Origin of the sequence: Herbiconiux sp. UC225_62, from assembly GCF_042694625.1 — a bacterium.
In the GTDB taxonomy this organism is placed as follows: Bacteria; Actinomycetota; Actinomycetes; order Actinomycetales; family Microbacteriaceae; genus Herbiconiux.
In genome coordinates this window covers 2,033,519-2,053,086 of sequence record NZ_CP170551.1, presented here as the reverse complement: position 1 = coordinate 2,053,086, position 19,568 = coordinate 2,033,519, and the positions used below count along the sequence as shown (strand labels likewise).

Annotated in this window: 21 protein-coding genes; 10 read left to right on the top strand and 11 right to left on the bottom strand. The window is 70.4% G+C overall.

Features of this window, described 5'->3' with window-relative positions:
* The first annotated feature begins 10 nt into the window (after window positions 1–10).
* Window positions 11–793 (top strand): alpha/beta fold hydrolase, encoded by a 783-nt coding sequence (locus tag ACFJGU_RS09900; RefSeq protein ID WP_382309912.1) that lies wholly within the window; start codon window positions 11–13, stop codon window positions 791–793.
* A gap of 9 nt (window positions 794–802) precedes the next feature.
* Here ACFJGU_RS09900 and ACFJGU_RS09895 read toward each other — a convergent pair whose 3' ends face one another.
* Entirely contained in the window at window positions 803–1,411 is a 609-nt protein-coding gene (locus tag ACFJGU_RS09895; RefSeq protein WP_382309910.1) for a helix-turn-helix domain-containing protein, read from the bottom strand.
* 65 nt (window positions 1,412–1,476) lie between these two features.
* Here ACFJGU_RS09895 and ACFJGU_RS09890 point away from each other — a divergent pair, with 65 nt between their 5' ends.
* A complete protein-coding gene (locus ACFJGU_RS09890) occupies window positions 1,477–2,424 on the top strand; it encodes an NAD(P)/FAD-dependent oxidoreductase (protein WP_382309908.1) in 948 nt (315 codons plus the stop codon).
* A gap of 66 nt (window positions 2,425–2,490) precedes the next feature.
* Here the strand turns inward: ACFJGU_RS09890 and ACFJGU_RS09885 are convergent, their stop codons facing one another.
* Both ACFJGU_RS09885 and ACFJGU_RS09880 read right to left on the bottom strand, forming a co-directional pair.
* Entirely contained in the window at window positions 2,491–4,833 is a 2,343-nt protein-coding gene (locus ACFJGU_RS09885) for an arylsulfatase (protein WP_382309906.1), read from the bottom strand.
* Between the two features lie 144 nt (window positions 4,834–4,977).
* A complete protein-coding gene (locus ACFJGU_RS09880) occupies window positions 4,978–5,802 on the bottom strand; it encodes an SDR family oxidoreductase (protein ID WP_382309904.1) in 825 nt (274 codons plus the stop codon).
* A gap of 146 nt (window positions 5,803–5,948) precedes the next feature.
* Here ACFJGU_RS09880 and ACFJGU_RS09875 point away from each other — a divergent pair, with 146 nt between their 5' ends.
* Entirely contained in the window at window positions 5,949–7,184 is a 1,236-nt protein-coding gene (locus tag ACFJGU_RS09875; protein WP_382309902.1) for a multidrug effflux MFS transporter, read from the top strand.
* Here ACFJGU_RS09875 and ACFJGU_RS09870 read toward each other — a convergent pair.
* Window positions 7,091–7,789 (bottom strand): TetR/AcrR family transcriptional regulator, encoded by a 699-nt coding sequence (locus ACFJGU_RS09870; RefSeq protein WP_382309901.1) that lies wholly within the window; start codon window positions 7,787–7,789, stop codon window positions 7,091–7,093. The genes ACFJGU_RS09875 and ACFJGU_RS09870 overlap by 94 nt on opposite strands.
* A gap of 86 nt (window positions 7,790–7,875) precedes the next feature.
* Here ACFJGU_RS09870 and ACFJGU_RS09865 point away from each other — a divergent pair, with 86 nt between their 5' ends.
* Both ACFJGU_RS09865 and ACFJGU_RS09860 read left to right on the top strand, forming a co-directional pair.
* On the top strand, window positions 7,876–9,171 hold the full coding sequence (locus tag ACFJGU_RS09865) for a glycosyltransferase (RefSeq protein WP_382309899.1): 1,296 nt from the start codon (window positions 7,876–7,878) through the stop codon (window positions 9,169–9,171).
* A gap of 50 nt (window positions 9,172–9,221) precedes the next feature.
* Window positions 9,222–9,413 carry a hypothetical protein gene (locus ACFJGU_RS09860; protein ID WP_382309898.1) on the top strand — a complete coding sequence of 64 codons (192 nt, stop codon included), beginning with the start codon at window positions 9,222–9,224 and terminating at the stop codon, window positions 9,411–9,413.
* 6 nt (window positions 9,414–9,419) lie between these two features.
* On the opposite strand, the gene ACFJGU_RS09855 is transcribed toward ACFJGU_RS09860, so the two are convergent.
* From ACFJGU_RS09855 to ACFJGU_RS09840, 4 genes are read right to left on the bottom strand one after another with little or no spacing between them, the layout of a single operon-like run.
* Window positions 9,420–10,271, bottom strand: coding sequence for a PPK2 family polyphosphate kinase (locus tag ACFJGU_RS09855; RefSeq protein ID WP_382309896.1), 852 nt, complete (start codon window positions 10,269–10,271; stop codon window positions 9,420–9,422).
* The gene (locus tag ACFJGU_RS09850; protein WP_382309894.1) at window positions 10,268–11,290 is read right to left on the bottom strand and encodes a nitronate monooxygenase; all 1,023 of its coding nucleotides are present in this window, start codon (window positions 11,288–11,290) and stop codon (window positions 10,268–10,270) included. The genes ACFJGU_RS09855 and ACFJGU_RS09850 overlap by 4 nt, the downstream gene beginning before the upstream one ends.
* A gap of 33 nt (window positions 11,291–11,323) precedes the next feature.
* Complete coding sequence (locus tag ACFJGU_RS09845) at window positions 11,324–11,791, bottom strand: GNAT family N-acetyltransferase (protein WP_382309892.1); 468 nt, start codon at window positions 11,789–11,791, stop codon at window positions 11,324–11,326.
* A gap of 31 nt (window positions 11,792–11,822) precedes the next feature.
* The gene (locus ACFJGU_RS09840; protein ID WP_382309890.1) at window positions 11,823–13,250 is read right to left on the bottom strand and encodes an amidohydrolase family protein; all 1,428 of its coding nucleotides are present in this window, start codon (window positions 13,248–13,250) and stop codon (window positions 11,823–11,825) included.
* Window positions 13,251–13,399: 149 nt separating this feature from the next.
* Here ACFJGU_RS09840 and ACFJGU_RS09835 point away from each other — a divergent pair, with 149 nt between their 5' ends.
* Both ACFJGU_RS09835 and ACFJGU_RS09830 read left to right on the top strand, forming a co-directional pair.
* A complete protein-coding gene (locus ACFJGU_RS09835) occupies window positions 13,400–14,086 on the top strand; it encodes a histidine phosphatase family protein (RefSeq protein ID WP_382309887.1) in 687 nt (228 codons plus the stop codon).
* Window positions 14,087–14,283: 197 nt separating this feature from the next.
* Window positions 14,284–15,492, top strand: a complete 1,209-nt coding sequence (locus ACFJGU_RS09830) for an acyl-CoA dehydrogenase family protein (RefSeq protein ID WP_382309884.1) — start codon at window positions 14,284–14,286, stop codon at window positions 15,490–15,492.
* A 7-nt stretch (window positions 15,493–15,499) separates the two neighbouring features.
* On the opposite strand, the gene ACFJGU_RS09825 is transcribed toward ACFJGU_RS09830, so the two are convergent.
* Together ACFJGU_RS09825 and ACFJGU_RS09820 are read right to left on the bottom strand one after the other, a co-directional pair.
* A complete protein-coding gene (locus tag ACFJGU_RS09825; protein ID WP_382309883.1) occupies window positions 15,500–15,694 on the bottom strand; it encodes a hypothetical protein in 195 nt (64 codons plus the stop codon).
* Between the two features lie 4 nt (window positions 15,695–15,698).
* A complete protein-coding gene (locus ACFJGU_RS09820; protein ID WP_382309881.1) occupies window positions 15,699–16,337 on the bottom strand; it encodes an ArsR/SmtB family transcription factor in 639 nt (212 codons plus the stop codon).
* 126 nt (window positions 16,338–16,463) lie between these two features.
* Here ACFJGU_RS09820 and ACFJGU_RS09815 point away from each other — a divergent pair, with 126 nt between their 5' ends.
* The 3 genes from ACFJGU_RS09815 (at window position 16,464) to ACFJGU_RS09805 (ending at window position 18,812) form a co-directional block, all read left to right on the top strand.
* Window positions 16,464–16,709, top strand: coding sequence for a hypothetical protein (locus ACFJGU_RS09815; protein ID WP_382309879.1), 246 nt, complete (start codon window positions 16,464–16,466; stop codon window positions 16,707–16,709).
* 38 nt (window positions 16,710–16,747) lie between these two features.
* On the top strand, window positions 16,748–17,389 hold the full coding sequence (locus ACFJGU_RS09810; protein WP_382309877.1) for an alpha/beta hydrolase: 642 nt from the start codon (window positions 16,748–16,750) through the stop codon (window positions 17,387–17,389).
* A 277-nt stretch (window positions 17,390–17,666) separates the two neighbouring features.
* Window positions 17,667–18,812, top strand: coding sequence for a VIT1/CCC1 transporter family protein (locus ACFJGU_RS09805; protein ID WP_382309876.1), 1,146 nt, complete (start codon window positions 17,667–17,669; stop codon window positions 18,810–18,812).
* Between the two features lie 70 nt (window positions 18,813–18,882).
* On the opposite strand, the gene ACFJGU_RS09800 is transcribed toward ACFJGU_RS09805, so the two are convergent.
* Window positions 18,883–19,458: an acireductone dioxygenase gene (locus ACFJGU_RS09800; RefSeq protein WP_382309874.1), complete on the bottom strand. Its 576-nt coding sequence runs from the start codon at window positions 19,456–19,458 to the stop codon at window positions 18,883–18,885.
* Window positions 19,459–19,568 lie beyond the last annotated feature (110 nt).

The window sequence follows — 19,568 nt, the reverse complement described above, 5'->3', positions numbered from 1 at the left end:
GGGAGCCCCGATGTCCGAATTCGTGACCTCCGCCGACGGCACCCGGATCGCGTACGACCGCGAAGGCGACGGCCCCGCGGTGATCTTCGTGGCATCGGCCTTCAACTTCCGGGCCTTCGATCCGTCGACGGCCCGGCTCGCGCACCTGCTTGCCGAGCGCGGCTTCACCACCGTCAACTACGACCGACGCGGCCGCGGCGAGAGTTCCGACACCCTCCCGTTCGCGATCGAGCGGGAGATCGACGACATCGCCGCCTTGATCGAGGTCGTCGGCGGATCGGCGGCCCTGTTCGGCAACTCCTCGGGCTCGGCCCTCTGCCTCTGGGCGGCCGCGGCCGACATCGGGGTGTCCGAGCTCGCGCTCTGGGAGATCCCGCTCGACCTCGAGGGAGAGGGCGACGGCGGCGTCTGGCTCCGCGGCCTGCAGGAGCGGCTCGGAGCCGGCGATCGCGAGGGCGCCGTCGAGTTCTACATGTCCGACATGCCACCCGAATGGCTGGCCGGAGCGAAGAGCAGCCCGGCGTGGCCGGTGATGGTGCAGAACGCACCGACGCTCGAATACGACGCTGCCGTGCTCGAGCGCGCCCAGCACGAACCCTGGGCCGAACAGTGGGCGGGGGTGACGGTGCCGACCCTCGTGATGTACGGGAGCCAGACACTGCCGATCTTCCCGCCGGTCACCGAGGCGTTGGTGGCCGCGCTTCCGGATGCGCGCAGTGCGGTGATCGACGCGGCCAACCACGGGTGGGCGCCGGAGGTGATGGCGGCGGAACTCCAGGCGTTCCTGCGCTGAGCCGCGGGCTCAGCGCCCGGCGCGCCGATCGGGCTCGGTCTGCGCCCGCACGTGGATGCGCTCCCCGTCGCGACTGAAGATGCCGATGATCTCCACGGGCCGGTCGTCGGCGCTCCCCAGCCAGTGCGGCACCCGCGTGGAGAACTCCGCCGCCTCGCCGGGTTTCAGCACGATGTCGTGCTCCCCCAGCCGGAGCCGCAGCCGACCGTCGAGCACGTAGAGCCACTCGAAGCCCTCGTGGGTGCGCAGCTCGGTGTCGTCGTCGCGCCGGTGCAGCACCATCCGCACCGTCTGCATCGTCGAACCCTCGCGCGACAGCATCTCGACCTCGGCGCCCCACCGCTTCGAGATGCGGGGCCGCACCCGCGGATCGGGCACCGCATCCGACACCAGCTCGTCGATCGTCACCTCGAGAGCCGCCGACAGCGGGATGAGCAGCTCGAGGTTGGGCTGCCGCTTGCCGCTCTCGAGGCGCGAGATGGTGCTGCTCGAGATGCCGGTGGTGGCGGCGAGTGCCGCCAGCGTGAGGTCGCGGTCGAGGCGCGCTCCTTTGAGGCGCGCGCCGATGCGGGCGCCACGGCTCTGCGTGGTGGATGCGTCGGCGTTCGTCTGGGGCACGCGTTCCATCTTGCCATTTCAGCACATCACTTTGCCGAATCGAATCGCCGCGCGACAGTGGAGTCATGGACAACGAACCCTGGGATGTCATCATCGTCGGCGGCGGAGCTGCCGGACTCAACGCGGCCCTCGTGCTCGCCCGCGCCCGCCGACGCGTGGTCGTGATCGACTCGGGAGAGCCGCGCAACCGCTTCGCCCCGCACATGCACGGCTTCCTCAGCCGCGACGGGATCTCGCCGCTGGAGCTCCTCGAGATCGGCCGCGGCGAGGTGCGCAGCTACGGCGGCGAGATCGTGAGCGGCCGGGCGGTGGGCGTGACGGGCGAGGCCGGCGCCTTCACCGTGGAAGTCGACGACGGGCGGATGCTCGCGAGCCGGCGACTCGTGATCGCCACCGGTCTGCGCGACGAGCTCCCCGACCTCCCGGGCCTCACCGGCCAGTGGGGGCGCGGGGCTGTCGCCTGCCCGTACTGCGACGGCTGGGAGTCGCGCGACTCGCGCATCGGCGTGCTCGCCACCTCGGCGATGAGCGTGCACCAGGCGAGCCTGCTGCGGCAGTGGTCGTCCGACGTGACCTTCGTCGGCCCGCTCACCGCCGAACTCGACCCGGAGACGCGGGCCGGGCTGGAGGCGCGCGGCGTCCGCATCGATCCGCGATCGGCGACAGCCGTACTCGAAGACGCCGAGGGTGTCCTCACCGGGCTGACGCTCGACGACGGCACCACGCTCCCCCTCGACCGGCTCTTCGTCGGGCCGCGTCTGGTGGCGAACGACGATCTGCTCCGCCGGCTCGGGGCCGATCGGGCCGAGACGCCCCTGGGTGAGTGGGTCGCCTCCGATCCGTTCGGTGCCACCTCGGTGCCCGGTGTCTGGGTGGCCGGCAACTCCGCCGTTTCGCACGCACTCGTGGTCATGGCGGCCGCCTCGGGCGCCGCCGTCGCCACGCAGATCAACGCCGACCTCGTGGGCGACGACACGCGGCGCGCCCTGGCCGCCCGCTCGGTGCGCGCCTGACCGGCTGCGCGGCCGACGGGGCGCGCCGGGCCGGCGACCCTCGCCGGCCGGACGCGGCTGCGGTGATCAGTCGCGCGCGAACGCCATCGCCGCCTCCCGAGCGAGGTCGACGAACGGCTCCCCGCTCACGTCGATGATCACGCGCGAGATCGTCCCGCCCTCCAGCGGCCACGGCGACGTCCCCGCGTAGTCGTCGGTGACGGGCTCGGCCGAGTCCTTGCCCACGTTGAGCCCTTCGCCCGCGATCGAGAACTTGCCGGGCTGCGTCTTGATGGTGGCCGAACCCACCTCGGTCGCGCCCACCCGCAAGGTCAGCGTTCCTTCGGCCGGCCGGCTCCCGGGCCGCATGTCGAAGCTCGCCGACACGATCGACCTGCCCACCGCGAGCGGCTCGGTCGACTCGACGATCTGCTCGAACATCCCGACCCAGTTGTAGACGTACTTCAGCCGGCCCTCCTTGAGGTACAGGGCGTGGCCGCCGAAGCGGGCGCCGTGCGAGAACAGCACGCCGTTCGCGTCGGCCCGGGAGAGATCGAGCTCGACGGCGATCGTGTACGAGCGGTTGCGGATGTTGGGCGCCACCGACTCCGGCACCTCCGAGCCGCCGGGGTAGTACACGTACCGGTCTCGCGGCAGCGCGATCTGCGGCCGTTCCGTGCCGAGGATCTCCACGACCCCGCGATTCTCCAGCGGCAGCGCGTTGTACTGACCTGCCTGCGCCCACCAGAGCGAGATGAGCTCTTGCAGGATCTCCGGATGCTCCGCCGACACGTCATGGCACTCGGTGGGGTCGGTGCTGGTGTCGAAGAGCTCCCACTCCTGCGTGGCGTAGTCGGCCCAGGCATCCGGGGCCGCGGGAGACAGGGCGGCCGCCTTCCATCCCGCGTGCCAGATGGCGCGGGTCCCGCCCATCGAGTAGAACTGCGTCGCCTTGCCCGTGTCGGCCGACGCGTCGTCGAACGACGCGGTGAACGGCACGCCCTCCAGCGGGAATTGGGTGTACCCCTTCAGCACCTCGGGCGCCTCCATCTGCAGGCATTCGTAGATGGTGGGGACGATGTCGATGGCGTGCGTGTACTGCCGCCGCACCCCGCGCTCGGTGATCCGCTGCGGCCAGGAGACGATCATCGGATCGGCCGTGCCGCCCTCGTAGTTTGCGTACCTCTTCCACAGCTTGAAGGGGGTGTTGAACGCCCACGCCCAGCCGGTGGGGTAGTGGTTGTACGTGAGCGGGCTGCCGAGCACGTCGAGGAAGCCGAGGTTGTCCTCGATCTCGTCGGGCAGGCCGTTGAAGAGCTTGTTCTCGTTCACCGAGCCGTTCGGTCCGCCCTCGCCGGAGGCGCCGTTGTCGGAGACGAGCACGATCATCGTGTTCTCGAGCTGGCCGCTCTCGTCGAGGTAGTCGAGCAGTCGGCCGATCTGGTCGTCCATGTGGCTGAGGAAGCCGGCGTACACCTCCGCCATGCGGGAGAAGAGTCGCTTCTCGTCGTCGTTCAACGAGTCCCAGGGACGCACGGTGTCGAGCTCGGGCCAAGGCTTCCCCGAAGCGCTGGTGCGGTCGATGTAGGGGTTGATGGGCGAGAGCTGCGCGTCTTCGGGGAGCAGGCCGAGCTCCTTCTGCCGCTCGAAGACCTGCTCCCGATACGCCTCGTAGCCCATGTCGAAGACTCCGGCGTATTTGTCCGACCACTCCTTCGGGGCGTGGTGCGGTGCGTGGCAGGCGCCGGGGCAGTAGTAGAGCAGGAACGGCTTGTCGGGCGCCACGGCCTTCGCATCGCGGATGAACGAGAGCGCCTTGTCGGTGATGTCGACGCTGAAGTGATAGCCCTCCTCCGGCGTCGACGGCTGCTCCACCGGGTGGTTGTCGTGCACCAGATCGGGGTACCACTGGTTCGTCTCGGCGCCGAGGAAGCCGTAGAACCGCTCGAACCCGCGCCCCAGTGGCCACTGGCGGCGCACGGAGGCCAGGTTCATCTCGTCTTCGGGGGTGAGGTGCCATTTGCCGACGGCGTAGGTGTTCCACCCGCGCTCGCCCAGCACCTCGGCGATGTTGCCGCATTCGAACGGGATGTGCCCGCTGGAGTTGGGGAACCCGGCCGCAGCCTCGGTGATGCTCGCCATGCTGTTCGTGGTGTGGTTGCGGCCCGTGAGCAGGCAGGAGCGCGTCGGCGAGCACAGAGCCGTGGTGTGGAAGTTCGAGTAGAGCAGGCCCTGATCCGCGATCCGGTTGATGTTCGGCGTGCGGATCAAACCCCCGAACGGCTCCATCGCCGAGAACCCGACGTCGTCGAGCACGATGTAGAGCACGTTCGGAGCACCGTCCGGTGCGACGGGTTGGGCGTACGGACCCCAGTCCGGCGTCGATTTCGTGATGTCGACGTTCACCACGCCTTTGAACGGAACAGCCATGACGAGCTACCTCCCACTTCGCGCAACGGTCAGAAGGATGCGCGAATCCGGTCGGTCGATCCGCCCCCCTCGCGGCACCACGCCTTTCACGATCCTCCCGACCGGCGCGCCGTGTCAACAGCGCGACCGGCCGGCCGAGTGCGCCTATCCCTGGGCGAGCTCGGAGACGTCGTTCCACTTCTCCCAGGTCTCGATCCGCGAGGCGTAGTCCGCTTTCGCGATGCCCAGCGGCGCCGTGCCGAAGAACACCCGCAGCGGCGGCTCCTCGGCATCGACCACCCGGAGGATCGCCGCGGCCGACGCCGCGGGATCGCCGGCCTGCCCCAGCCGCGAGCGCCGGGCAGCCGCGACCTGCTCGTGCACCTCGGCGTAGTCCTCGAGCGGTTCGGAGGTCGACGACGACGAGCCCGCCCAGTCGGTGCTGAAGCCGCCGGGCTCCACGAGCGTCACCTTCACGCCGAACCCGGCCACCTCCTGCGCGAGCGCCTGTGAGAAGCCCTCGAGCGCCCACTTCGACGCGTGGTAGATGCCCACGAGCGGGAACGCCGAGATGCCGCCGATCGACGAGACCTGGATGATGTGCCCACTCCCCTGCTCACGGAGGAAGGGCAGGGCGGCCTGGGTGATCCACAGCGCGCCGAACAGGTTCGTCTCCAGCTGTGCGCGGGCCTCCTCCTCGGTGATCTCCTCGATGAAGCCGAAGTGACCGTAGCCGGCGTTGTTCACCACGACGTCGAGTCGCCCGAAGTAGTTGAACGCCTCCGTCACGGCGGCGAAGTCGGCCTCGCGGTCGGTGACGTCGAGCTGGAGCGGCAGGATGCGCTCGCCGAAGCGGTCGACCAGCTCCGCGAGCGTCGACGTGTCGCGCGCGGTGGCCGCCACGCTGTCGCCGCGCTCGAGAGCGGCGGTGGCCCACTCCTTGCCGAACCCGCGCGATGCGCCGGTGATGAACCAAACCTTCTGAGCCATGGGGGATCCCTTCTCAACGGGTCGCGGGGGACGCGATCTCTTCGGAATCGAACGTAGCGCGGGCCCCCGGACTTCCCCAATGGGGGACTGAGGATGCGCGCACCGCCGCCGCTACACTGACCCCGACGGTGAGCGGGAGGGGCACGATGACCGACGACGTGGCGACCACGCGAGCACCCGACCGCCGCCTGCTGATCGCCATCCTGCTGGGCGTCATCCCGCTCAGCCAGTTCCCGATCGACGTGTACACCCCGGCTATCCCCGACATGATCCGGGAGTTCGGGGCATCCGCCACCCTCGTGCAGAACTCGGTGTCGGCGTATGTGCTCGGCATGAGCATCGGGCTGCTGCCGGTCGGCATCATCGCCGACGCGCGTGGGCGCAAACCCACGCTGCTGGTCTGCCTCGCCCTGCTGTTCGCGGCGAGTCTCGGCATCGCCGCTACCACCGACATCGGGCTGCTCCTCGTCCTGCGGTTCGTGCAGGGCCTGGGGGCGTGCGCCTGCATGGTGGTGGTCTACGCCATCGCCGCCGACACGCACCGCGGGCGGGAGTTGACGGCGCTCTCCGGCTGGCTCGGCGCATCCTGGGGGCTGGCGCCCGTGATCGCCCCCGCGATCGGTGGACTGCTCGTGCAGTTCGTGAGCTGGCGCGGCATCTTCGTGCTGATCGCGGCGCTGGCCGCCGTCGCGGCCCTCGTGGTGTGGCGACTGCTGCCCGAGACGCTCGCGTCCGACAAGGCGGAGCCGATCCGACCGCGTCTGATCGCGCGGGTGCTCGGCACCACGCTCCGCCGCAAGCTGTTCGTGGGGCTGACCCTGGTGTTCGCCGTGTTCGCGAGCGCCCAGCTGCTCTTCGGCGTGGTGGCACCACTGCTCTACGAGACACAGCTCGGCCTGCCGCCCGCCGCCTACGGCGGCATCGCCCTGCTCGTGGGCGCCGCGAACCTGGGCGGCGAGCTGGCGACCGGCTCGCTGGCCACCCGCATCTCCTCCCGACTCCTGGGCTTCTCGGCCCTGGCGTCGTTCACGGTCGGTGCGGTCATCCTCACCGTGAGCGGGGTCGTGATCGGTCCCGACATCCTGTTCATCACGCTCGGCGGCGTCTTCGTGATGCTCGGCTGCGGCGCCCTCTGCCCAATGGCCTACGGCCTCGCGCTCGGCCTCTTCGACCGCAACCTCGGTCTCATCGGCGGACTCACGAGCGCCGTCTGCTACCTCTTCGTCGCGGTCACGATGGGGGCGGCGGCCACCCTCCCCGACGACAGCCAGACGCCGATCGGCGTGATCTACCTGGGGTGCGCCGTGCTCGGTGGAGTGCTGCTGGCGCTCTGCCTGCCGAGCACCAGGCGGGCGATCGCGTCGACGAGCCAGGCCTCGTAGCGCTCCTTGCTCCAGCCGGACTGGGTCACGAGCTGCTCGTGGCTCTCCGGCGAGACGAGGAAGGAGAGGATGTCGGCAAGCTCACGCCTCTCCCCGTCGTCGAGCCCGGGACCCACCATCCCGCGGCCTTCGAGAACGTCCACCGACGCCAGGAAGTCGGCCCGGCGCCGCTCGAGCAGATCGTCGAGCTCCTCCTTCACGAGCGGATCGGACGACGCGGCACTCAGGAACCCCGCCCAGAGACCGCTGGTGCGCCGATTCGCCTCGGCCACGAAATGCACGAAGCCGGGCACCAGCGCCTCGTCGTCGAGTTGCTGGATGCCCTGTCCGATGTCGCGCTCGGCGATGGTCTCGCGACCCTCGCTGCCGGCGAAGGCCTGCTCGAAGGCGGCCAGCAGCAGCGACCTCTTGGGACCGCTCAACTTCACCGTCTCCACCGACACCCCGGCCTCGCTCGCGATGTCGGCGAGCGAGGTGCCGGCGTATCCCGAGCGCGCGAAGCAGGCGGCCGCAGCGTCGAGGATGCGCTGGCGGGTGTTGGCGGCCTGTTCGGCTCGCAGCGTCGAGTTGTAGCTGCGCACGGCGGACGTTCGACTGTCGGGCATATTGACTTTCCTAGAGGGGTAGTGAATACTTCATCGGTATAGCCAAGCTTAACCCCCTTCGGTCCCCTCCAGGAAAGTTCCCTACGATGTCCTCACTCCTGCTCTGCAGCACCCCCGTCCACGGCCACGTCACCCCGCTCCTCGCGGTGGCCCGCCACCTCGTGGCCGCCGGCCACCGCGTGCGCTTCCTCACCGGCGCCCGCTACCGGAACGCCGTCGAGGCCACGGGCGCCGCCTACCTCCCCCTCCCGGCCGAAGCCGACTACGACGACACCGACATGGATGCCGCTTTCCCCGGCCGCGTCGGACTCAAGGGCCCGGCCGGCATCCGCTACGACATGAACACGATCTTCCTGGCCCCGGCCCCCGCTCAGCTCGCGGCCGTCGACGACGCCCTCGCCGCCGAGGCCACCGACGCCGTGCTGGTCGAGTCGCTCTTCATCGGCGCCCTGTTCCTGCTCACCCGACCCGGGGCATCCCGCCCGCCCGTCATCAACCTCGGCATCGTGCCGCTCGGCATCGAGAGCCGCGACACGGCGCCGTTCGGTTTCGGCGCCCCGCCTCTGCCGGGTGTTCGCGGCCGGCTGCGCAACCGCCTGCTGAAGGCCATGGCCGAGAAGGTGGTGTTCCGCCCGGTGCAGGAGCAGGCGGTGCGGATGATCCGCGAGACCACCGGAGGCGAGCTCACCACCTTCTTCCTCGGCTCGGCCGCGCTGGCCGACGCGATCGTGCAGTTCACGGTGCCCGCTTTCGAGTACCCCCGGAGCGATCTGCCGCGGACGGTGCACTTCGTGGGACCGGTGTCCCGCACCGCGCCCTCGACCACCCCGCTGCCGGAGTGGTGGGGCGAGCTCGACGGGTCGCGCCCGGTCGTGCACGTCACCCAGGGCACCGTGGCGAACAAGAACTACGACGAACTCATCGCGCCCGCCATCGCCGGGCTGGCCGGCGAGGACGCGCTGGTGGTGGTGAGCACCGGAGGCCGCCCGCTCAACACCCTTCCGCATCCGCTGCCCGCCAACGTGCGCGCCGCCACGTACCTGCCGTACGACCGGCTCCTTCCGCTGACGGATGCGTTCCTCACGAACGGCGGCTACGGCGGCGTGCACTACGCGATGGAGCACGGCGTTCCGCTCGTGGTGGCGGGGGCCACCGAGGACAAGGTCGAGGTCACGGCGCGAGTCGCCTGGTCGGGCGTCGGCGTGAACCTCAAGACGAACGAGCCCTCGCCCGAGCGCATCCGGGCCGCCGTGCGCGAGGTGCTCGCCGAGCCCCGCTACCGGGAGGCGAGCGCGCGCATCGGCTCCGACATCCTCGCCTCCCCGGGCCTCGCCGGCCTCGACGCCGTCCTGGCGGGTCTCACCCCGACCCCCGCCCACTAGCCCCTACATTTGGAGGCGAACACGACGACACCGACACCAGGGGGAACAGCGTGAGCACCGTCGACGACCTGAACCGGATCCTCAGCCAGGGCGACCTCGAGATGAACGAGACCAAGCGCAGTTCGATGCTGCGGCACCTCAACGTCGATCCGCGGTGGGAGCTCTCCGACAAGAACTTCGCCGTGATCTCCGAGGCCCTGCAGCTGATCGCGCAGCGGATCGACGCGCTCGAGAACCGCTGACCCGACTCAGGTCGCGAGCAGCCGCGCGCGCTGCTCGTCGACGTCGTAGTCGGCCGGTGGCCAGTCGAGGTCGAGGGCCTGCAGCGCCTCGTCGAGGATCTGCTGCACGGCGAGGGCGGAATACCACTTCTTGTCGGCCGGGACCACGTGCCACGGCGCGTGCTCGGTGCTCGTGTTGGTGAGCATCACCTCGTAGGCGTCCTGGAAGAGCGGCCACAGAGCGCGGTCGTCCACGTCGCCGGGGTTGAACTTCCAGTGCTTGTCGGAGCGGTCCAGGCGCCGCAGCAGCCGATTCTTCTGCTCGTCGCGGCCGAGGTGCAGCATCACCTTGAGTACCGTCGTGCCGCCCTCGACGAGCCGCTTCTCCCACTCGTTGATCTCGGCGTACCGCTCGGTCAGCTCCTCCGAGGAGATGAGCTCGTGCACGCGCGGCACGAGAACGTCTTCGTAGTGCGACCGGTCGAAGATGCCGATGTGCCCGGGTGCCGGTAGCTCCTTCTCCACGCGCCAGAGGAATGGATGCGCCAGCTCCTCCTCGGTCGGCTTCTTGAAAGCGTGGTGCGTGATGCCCTGGGGGTCCATCGGCCCGGCCACCCGCTTCACCGTGCCGCCCTTGCCGGCGGTGTCCATCCCCTGCAGCACCAGCAGCACGGAGCGCTTCCCGCCGGACAGGCTGTCGGCGAAGAGCTTCTCCTGCAGTTTCGCGAGGGAGCGGCTCGTTCCGTCGAAGATCTCCTCCGCGGCATCCTTGTCGAGCACGCCCGGCGTGCCGGAGGTGTCGATGGCTCGGAGATCGACCGCGCCGTGAACGCGCAGCCGGTCGCTCCAGTCGGCGGAATGGGTGGAGTGCTTGGTCACACGATCTCCTTCGCGAGATGCCGGACGATCTCGGCGGCACTGCCGGACCGGATGGATCGGAACCCCGCCCCGGCCCACACGTTGATGGCGTGCGGGTCGCCCGCCGCCGTCGCGGCAGCGCGGAGGGGCGTGGTGAGCTGGTTGACCTCGGGGTAGCCGAGCGGCGCCGTCGGTTCGTGCCGGCGCATGAAGTCGTTGACGAGTCCACGCGCCGGTCGGCCCGAGAAGGCGCGCGTGACGGCGGTCTCGGTGAACTGCGGGTCGACGAGGGCCGCGCGCTGCACGGGGTTGGTGCCGGCTTCGCGGGCGAGCAGGAACGCCGTTCCCGCTTGCGCGGCCACCGCACCGCGAGCGAGCACGTGGGCGATGGCTTCCGGGGTGGTGAGGCCGCCGGCGGCGACGAGCGGCGCATCCGTGTAGTGGTGGATGCGGCCGAACAGCGTGTCGAGATCCTCGTCAGGCGGCGGGGCGGCGGGATCGAAAGTGCCGCGGTGGCCCCCGGCGAGTGGCCCTTGCAGCACCAGCGCGGGCACCCCGTTCCCCAGCGCGATCTGGGCCTCGGCGAGCGAGGTGACCGTCACGACGGCGAGGATGTCGGCATCCCCCAGTCGCCCGATGGTCTCCGCGTCGGGACTGCCGAAGGTGAACGAGGCCACGGCAGGCCGCAGGGCGAGCAGCACGTCGAGCTTCTCGGCCCATCCGTCGTCATCCGGGTGTGGGACGCCGGGCTCGACGCCGTAGCGGGCCGCATGCGGCGCCAGCTCCGAGGCGTACACAGCGAGCGCCTCCTCCGTCGCGACGGAGGGTTGCGGCACGAAGAGGTTCACACCGAAGGCCTCGCCGGTGAGCAGGCGTGTGCGGTGGATCTGCTCGTCGAGGTCGGCAGCGCTCCGGTAGCCGGCGGCCAGGAATCCGAGCGCCCCGGTGTTGCTCACGGCAGCCGCCAGCTCAGGAGTCGAGGGGCCACCGGCCATCGGCGCCTGCACGATCGGAACGCGGAGTGCACGGAAGTCGAACATCGCTTTCACCCTACTCGCGCAGCGGGGCGGGACTCAGAGCGGTTTGGCCATGTTGATCGCGGTGATCTCGTAGCCCAGCGAGGTGTAGAGATTCCGGGCCACGGTGTTGTGCCCGAACACGTTGAGACCGAGTTTCACGGCGCCGTGCGCACGCGCTTCCCCTTCGGCGAGCAGCATCGCCTCCCTGCCGAGCCCCCGGCCGCGGTGGGCCTCGTCGATCTCGATGTCGAACACCCACCAGTCGTCCGGATGCCGCGGCGACATCGGGCCGAGCCAGAGCATCCCCACCGGCTCGCCGTCAGCCGCCACCACTTCGAAGACGAGCTGCCCCGGCGCGGGCGCTCCGTCGGGGAAATACTGCGCGTTCGACTCGGCCGCGCGCTCCCGGGCGTACTCGGCGGAGTCGCCTGCCGCCATCCGCTCCCGCACGTACTCGGCGCTCTGGCGCTCGAGCCAGGCGGCGAGCGCCTCCGCGGGCAGGGGTCTCAGTGCAGCACTCATCCCGCCACGGTACTGCGCAGCCCGTCGATCGTCACCAGGCCAGGCGCGAGGTGCTGCGGTCGGCGGCGCGGGCCGCGACGGCTCGCACACGGGTGTGCAGCTGTCGCGAGGCCTCGGCGGCGAGCGGATGCACGCTGCGACCGTTCTGCGACACGAGCCGGCCGCCCACGTACACCTGCTTCAGGTTGCGCAGGCTCATCGCGAAGGCGTAGTGGGCGTGCACGTCCCAGACCGGACCGGTGTCGGGGGCGGTCGGGTCGACCACGAGGAAGTCGGCGAACTTGCCCACCTCGAGCGAGCCGATCCGGTCCTCGGCGCCGAGCACCTCCGCGGAGCCGAGGGTGTGCATCCGGAGCATCTCGCGCGGGCCGAGGATGCCGGCGTCCTGATGAACCGCGCGCTGCGTGTACACGCCGATCCGCACGTTCTGGAAGGGATCGGAGACGTCGGTGCACGACTGGTCGTCGAGCCCGACACCGATCGGCAGGCCGAGCTCGCGGTAGTGCGGGATGTCGGCCACTCCCGATCCGAGCCGGCCGTTCGATGTGGGCTGCCACACCATGCCGGCCCCCTTCTCGGCGGCGATGCGGGACATGTCGGCATCCGGATGCACGAAATGGCCGAACAGGAATCCGGGCCTGATGGCGCCCGCCTCCTCGTACCAGCGGAACTTCTCCCGCTGCTGGTCGAGGGCCTCACTCGTCTCGAGGAAGTGGGCCTGGTTCCCGATGCCGTGCGCATCCATCGCCCGCACCTCGTCGCGGGCGGCCTGTGCCGTGGCCGACCACTGCACGGCGCCGAACACCGAAGCGCCCAGGTCGAGCGCCTCGGGGACGTTCTGCTTCACATGGTCGACGGCTCGGGCGAACACCTCGAAGGCCTCGTCGACGGGCTGGAACTCACTGTCGAGCCGGATCGCGTTCATGGTGCGCAGGCCCGCGTCACGGGCGGCGTCGATCTGGCGGAAGAGGTACGCCTCGGGCCGGATCGCGAAGATCTCCCGACGGTCGGTGGTGGCGTCGTATTTGCCCACCACGCGCGAGTCGGTGAAGTTGTAGGCGCTCGTGACGCCGTTGCCGAGGAAGTCGAGGCATCCGTGCAGGGTGAACCAGTAGACGTCGTCGGCGTCGGCCGCCGAGATGAAGGTGCTCTGCTCCCCCACCCAGCCGTAGAGCGGCTCGCCAGGCGTCATCCCGCGCATGCCCGAGGTGAAGAGGTGGCTGTGGGCCGAGACGAAGCCGGGGGCCACGAAGGCGCCGTGGGCGTCGACCACGCGGGCGGCGGCGCCGGAGCCGCCCGCTCCGGTCGCGCCTCCGCCTCGTGGCGGCTGGCCTTCGCCGAGCCCGGTGATCCGCCCGTCGGCGCCCACGGTCATCCACCCGCGGAACCAGTCGCTCCCGTCGGCCATCGGGATGATCACGGCGTCGACGACGGTGAGGGCGCTGGGGGCATCGGTCATGCCGCCATTTTCCCGGGTGGACGTTGCGGCGAGATTGCCGTGGCGTTTCCGGCGATCGTCGTTCGGGCCGCACCCTTCCGCCAGGCCGATATTCTGGTCAGGGCCCCGCCCGCAGGCGGCCCGCCTGCGCTTCCAGCCGATGAGGACCCATGACCGTTTCCGACGAACCCCGCTCCGACCTGCCCTTCGAGGTGCCGGGGGCGATCGTGGTCGACCAGCCGAAAGCGGTACCGGCCCCGCGCGTGGTGCTCGTGCGGCACGGCGAGACCGAGTGGAGCGTCACCGGGCAGCACACGGGGCGCACCGACATCCCGCTCACCGCCAACGGGGAGGAGCAGGCACGCGCCGTGGGCCGCGTGCTCGCCGGCAAGAAGTTCGGGCTGGTCCTGACCAGCCCGCGGCAGCGCGCCACCGCCACTGCCGAGATCGCCGGGTTCGGTGCGCAGGCCGAGGTCGATCCCGACCTGGCCGAGTGGGACTACGGAGCCTACGAGGGTCTGACCAGCCCACAGATCGCCGAGCGTTTCGGCGAGCCCTGGAACCTCTGGGAAGACGGGGTGGAAACGGATGCCGAGGGTCGCGGCGAGCAGGCCGCCGACCTCCTGCGCCGCAACACCGCGATCATCGAGCGCGTGCGCCGCACCCTCAACGGCGGCGACGACGTGCTGCTGTTCTCCCACGGCCATTTTCTCCGCACGCTCGCGGTGACCTGGATGGGGCTGCCGATCCGGGCCGGCGAACTCGTCGTGCTCGACACGGCATCGATCAGCGTGCTCGGTTTCGAACACGGCAACCAGGTGCTCCGCAGCTGGAACCGCACCCCCTGGACCGACTAGCCCCCCTCTTCAGCGGGTGACGCGGTGCTGGGCGATCAGCTCCGCGCAGGCCGAGATCGCGCACCACGATGCCGAAACGCTCGACGACCTGCAGGTACCGTTCGCCGGGAACGATTCCGCGAAAGCCAGGCGGGCGCGGCAGTAGTTAAGACGCTGAACGGCGTCTCACCTTCTCGCTTCATTCCCAGGAGAACTCTGTGCCCACCGACCCGATCCACCCCCCGGTCATCACCTCGGCCGACGCCGCCGTCGACGCGCTCGCCGGCCTCGCCGAGAGGTTCGCGAGCGTCGCGGCGGAACGCGACCGCGAGGGCACGGCGCCCTTCGCCGAGGTGGCCGCGTTGCGGGCGACCGGCGTCCTGCCGGCTCTCGTCTCGCGAGAGTTCGGCGGCGGCGGGCTCGACTGGCGCACGGTGTTCACGGCGCTGCGCCCGGTCATCCGCGCGGACGCCGGACTCGGACACGTCTTCACCTATCATTTCGTGAACTCCTGGCGCCTGCAGCTCAACGAACGGCAGGACGTCATCGACGACCTGCAGCGAGGACTCGCCGCGAACCACTGGTTCTGGGGCGGCGCCGGCAATCCGCGCGACGCCGGCCTCGAGCTCACGCCCGTCGACGGCGGGTTCACGGTGTCGGGCCGAAAGTTCTTCGCGACCGGCGCGCAGGTCTCCGAGCGCATCACCGCCAGCGGCACCCGCGTCGACACCGGCGAGAGGCTCGCGATTATCATCGACGCTACGCAGCCCTCCGTCGTGCACCACGACGACTGGGACAACATCGGGCAGCGCCTCTCTGCCTCCGGATCGGTGTCGTTCCACGGGGCGTCGGTTCCAGATGCGCACGTGCTCGGCTTCGGGGAGCAGTCGGGGCCGAAGTACCGGCCGTTCGCGTCGCTCTCGATCCTGCTGTTCCAGTTGGCGCTCGACCACATCCACGTCGGACTCGCCGAGGGCGCGCTCGCGGCGGCGGCGGACTACGTCGCGACCACCACGAAGGCGTGGTCGACCAGCAGCGTGGAACGCGCGGTCGACGACCCGTACATCCGCGAGCTCATCGGCGACCTCACCTCGGCCACCCGGGCCGCGGATGCCCTCACCTGGCGCGCGACCGACGCCCTGGTCGCAGCCGCTGACCGCCGGTGGGATCTCACCGACGCGGAGCGCGGCGAGGTCGCGGTCGAGATCGCGGCCGCGAAGGTCGTGAGCACGAAGACCGTACTCGAGGTGACGTCGCGGCTGTTCGAACTCACCGGAGCCCGCGCCACCGGCACCTCCTACGGCTTCGACCGCTATTGGCGTAACGCCCGCACCATCACCCTGCACGATCCGGTCGCCTACAAGTCCCAAGAGGTCGGCGATCACGCCCTGCAAGGCCTCTTCCCCACCCCTTCGGGCTACAGCTAGCCGTTCTTCAGCGGATGCGCATCAGCAGTGCGTCGGTGCGCGCCCGCTCGACCTCGAGGTCGGCGCGGAGGCGGAGGTCGGCGGCGTGATCGCGGTGCACGGCCTGGCGGGCCGCGCGCTCACGTCCCCAGCGCTCGAGCATCGAACCGACGCGGATGGCGAGCAGGTCGATCCCGCTCGGTGTGGCATCGAGGGCGGTCATGGGTTCACTCCTTCGTCTCGTCGGCCGGTGAGGCCGTCTCCTCGGCATCCAGCACGGGGAATGCACTCAGCTGGATCTGCACCGGCCGCGAACCGGCGACCGGGTTTCTGGTCTGTGCGCGGTAGCGGGTGACGAATTCGTCGGTCACCCGGAACAGCTCGCGCGTGAACTCGGCCAGTTGCTCGCTGGTGACCCGCACGTTCGACGTGTCCATCAGCGAGGCGCCGATCCACTCCCGTGACAGCTCCTGGTCTCCGCGGCGAACGAAGTCGGCCAGCAACGCCTCACGGCTGCGGTGCCACTCGTTCGTCACGATTGCATTCGCCGACCGTGCGGCTGCCGTCGGCGGCAGTTCGTTCGCCTCGACCGCGATTCCGCCGGGCACCCGCTCCCACCAGCGCTCGCGCGCGTTTCCGCGATCGGGCACCTCTCGGATGAAGTCGTGCTGGGCGAGCTGCCGCAGGTGATAGCTCGTCGCCCCCGACGACTCCCCGAGACGCTCCGCGAGTCCGCTCGCCGTCTGCGGCCCGTAGGTCGAGAGGACGTCGAGGAGTCTCACGCGCAGCGGATGCGCGAGCGCCTTCAACGAGGTCATGTCGAGTGAGCGAACCGGCAGCGGGGCGGATTCATCGATCTGAGCCATAACGCAAAGATACCTTTGCAAACGCAATTATGCAACCACTTCTTTGCAATTCTCGGTCTTTCGCTCGCGACGGGAACGTGGTGGGCTGGGAGGAGGCCGCGCCGTCGGCCGCGAAGGAGTGTGACCGTGAGCGAAGAGATGGGCGACGATCCCCGCCCGTTCGACGAGGCGGACGAGATCGTGACGAACGACGCCGTGGGCGGCGAGACCGTGTGGCCGGGTTCCGGCGACGGCAACGACGGCCCGACGGGCGGCTCGCCCGCCGAGGGCGAGCCGGATTGGGAGCACTACGCGCCGGAGCGCAGCGGCCCCGACGAATCCCAGCCCTTCGGCGACAAGGCCCCCGACGACCTGCGCACCAGCGACGAGTGACCGTTCCCCGAGCGGCGACGAACCGCTAGCGTGAACCCATGAGCCAACCCGTCATCCTCGTCCTGCCCGGGGGCGGGTACAGCACACTCGCGCCGCACGAAGGGGAACCGGTGGCCGACTGGCTGCGGGGTCTCGGCTGGGACGCCCGCGTCATCCTCTATCCGGTGGCGACGCGGCATCCGGGCCCGCTGACGGTGGTGCAGGACGCGATCGCGGCCGCCCGCGCCGAGGGCGCGCCCGCGGTGGGTGTGCTCGGTTTCTCCGCCGGCGGGCACCTCGCCGGGCACGCGGCGCTCGTGCCCGAGGCCCCCGAGGGTGCCCGGCCCGATTTCGCGGTGCTGGGCTACCCCGTGGTCTCGATGCTGACGCCGACGCATGCGGGGTCGCGAGCCCAGCTGCTCGGCTCCGACCCCTCCGATCAGCTCCGTCGCGCGACCTCCCTCGAGCAGCTGGTGACGAAGGATGCGCCGCCCGTCTTCCTCTGGACCACCGCCGAAGACGCCTCCGTACCCCTCGAGGAGCACACCTATCCCCTGGCCGCCGCGCTCGCCGCCGCGCGGGTTCCGCACGAGGTGCACGTGTTCGAGAACGGGCCGCACGGTCTCGGCCTCGCGGAGGACTACCCGGCCGCGGCCTGGACCACTCTCGCCGCCACCTGGCTAGCCCGCCGCCACCCCTGAGCCGCTTTCCCGACCCCCGTTTCGGCGACTCGAAATTCTGTGAGTCGCGGCGCTGAGCCTCGTGGGCGCCTCCCCGGCTGCCACAATGGAGGCACCGAAGGGGAGTAGTTCCAGCGCCACGAATCCGTGGCAGCGGACCTGTCGACACACTGGCCATCACGATGATCGGCCCGGCAATCCACCCCGGCGCGCGCTTTCCACGCGTGGCGCCGAGGCGAACGAGACCTTCGATCGACACCGCCGAGCGCCAGCGCGCCGACCGCCGATCAGGAGCCTCATGAACGACACACCCACGCCCGCCGCAGCCGCACCCACCTCCGCTGAGCTCCGCCGCTGGCGCCAGTACCTGGCCGACGAGCGTGCGGAGGCCCAGGTCTACCGGGAGCTCGCCCAGCGCCGCACGGGGTCGGAGCGCGAGATCCTCGAGGCCCTGGCCGAAGCCGAGGGCCGGCACGAGAGCCACTGGTTCGACCTCCTGGGCGACGACGTGGGCAAGCCCCGCCAAGCCGACGTCCGCACCCGGATGCTCGCCGTGCTGGCCAAGCGCTTCGGCTCGGTGTTCGTGCTCGCCCTGATGCAGCGCGCGGAGGCGCGATCGCCCTACGAGACGGATGCCGACGCCACGCCCGCGATGGCGGCCGACGAGCGCATCCACGGCGAGGTGGTGCGGGCGCTCGCCGCGCGCGGCCGCAGCCGTCTCTCGGGTACCTTCCGCGCAGCCGTGTTCGGCGCGAACGACGGGCTCGTCTCCAACCTCGCGCTCGTGCTCGGCATCGGCGCCACCGGTGTGGCCCCGAGCGTCGTGCTGGCCACCGGCATCGCGGGCCTGCTCGCGGGCGCCCTCTCGATGGGCGCGGGCGAGTTCGTGTCGGTGCGGTCGCAGCGCGAGCTGCTCGCGGCATCCACCCCCGACCCCGACGCGCACACGGCGGTGCCGCGGCTCGATGTCGACGCCAACGAGTTGGCGCTGGTCTACCGGGCCCGCGGGATGTCGGAGGAAGAGGCCGAGGCGAAGGCTCGCGACGTCTTCGGCGGCATCACCACCACGACCTCGGCCATCCGTATCCAGCGTGTGGGGGATGCCGGCATCACCGCGCCCGAGCTGCCCGAGGGTGCCGGCTCCCCTGCCGACGAACACGAGGAGATCGGCACGGCCTGGCAGGCGGCCCTGTCGTCGTTCTGCTTCTTCGCGTCGGGCGCGATCATCCCCGTGCTGCCCTACCTTTTCGGGCTCTCGGGCCTGGCCGCCGTGGCGATCTCGGCCGGACTCGTGGGCCTGGCCCTTCTCGGCACCGGTGCCGTCGTGGGCCTTCTGTCGGGCGGCCCACCCCTCCGGCGCGCCCTCCGGCAGCTCGCCATCGGATTCGGCGCCGCCGCCATCACCTACGTCCTGGGCCTCGCCTTCGGCGCAACCGTCGGGTGACGCGCTTCTTGCCCCTTCCGGCCCGAAAAACCCCGATTGGAGGGCCGGAAGGGGCAAGAATGCGGCGGGATCAGGCCGAGACGGACGCCAACTCCTCGTAGGTGGCGAACTTCGTGGCGACGTCGCTGCCGGTGAAGTTGCCCACCCAGCCGTCGTCGTCATGGAAGAAGCGCACGGAGACGTAGTCGGGCGTGGTGCCCATGTCGAACCAGTGCGTGGTGTCCTTCGGCACGGAGAGCAGGTCGCCGGCCTCGCAGAACACCGCGTGCACCTTGCCGTCGACGTGCAGGTAGAAGACGCCGGAGCCGCGGGCGAAGAAGCGGTCCTCGTCGTCGTCGTGCTGATGCTCGCTGAGGAACTTCTGGCGGGCGGTGGCGGCGCTCTCGCGGTACTCGTCGCTGTCTTCGGGCGTGATCTGCACGACGTCGACGAGGGAATAGCCGTGATCGGCGTTCACCTGTTCGATCTCGGCACGGTAGGCGGCGAGCACCTCGTCCTGCGTCGGGTTCTCGGGGAGCTCCTTGAGCTCCCAGCGGCTGAACCGGGCGCCGAGGCCGGCCAGCACCTCGCGGATGGTGTCGGCATCCCGGGTCTGGAGCTCCGGAGTCGAGGGGTCGTTGTCGTTCCACACGGTGAGCAGGGTCATGCAACCATGCTATTCCTCCACTCCTGCACAATCTCCCTCGTGCGCGCGCGAGGTAACAGAGTGCAACACAATTCGTCGGAGGCCACGCAGAGGGCGTTGAATCGACCTTG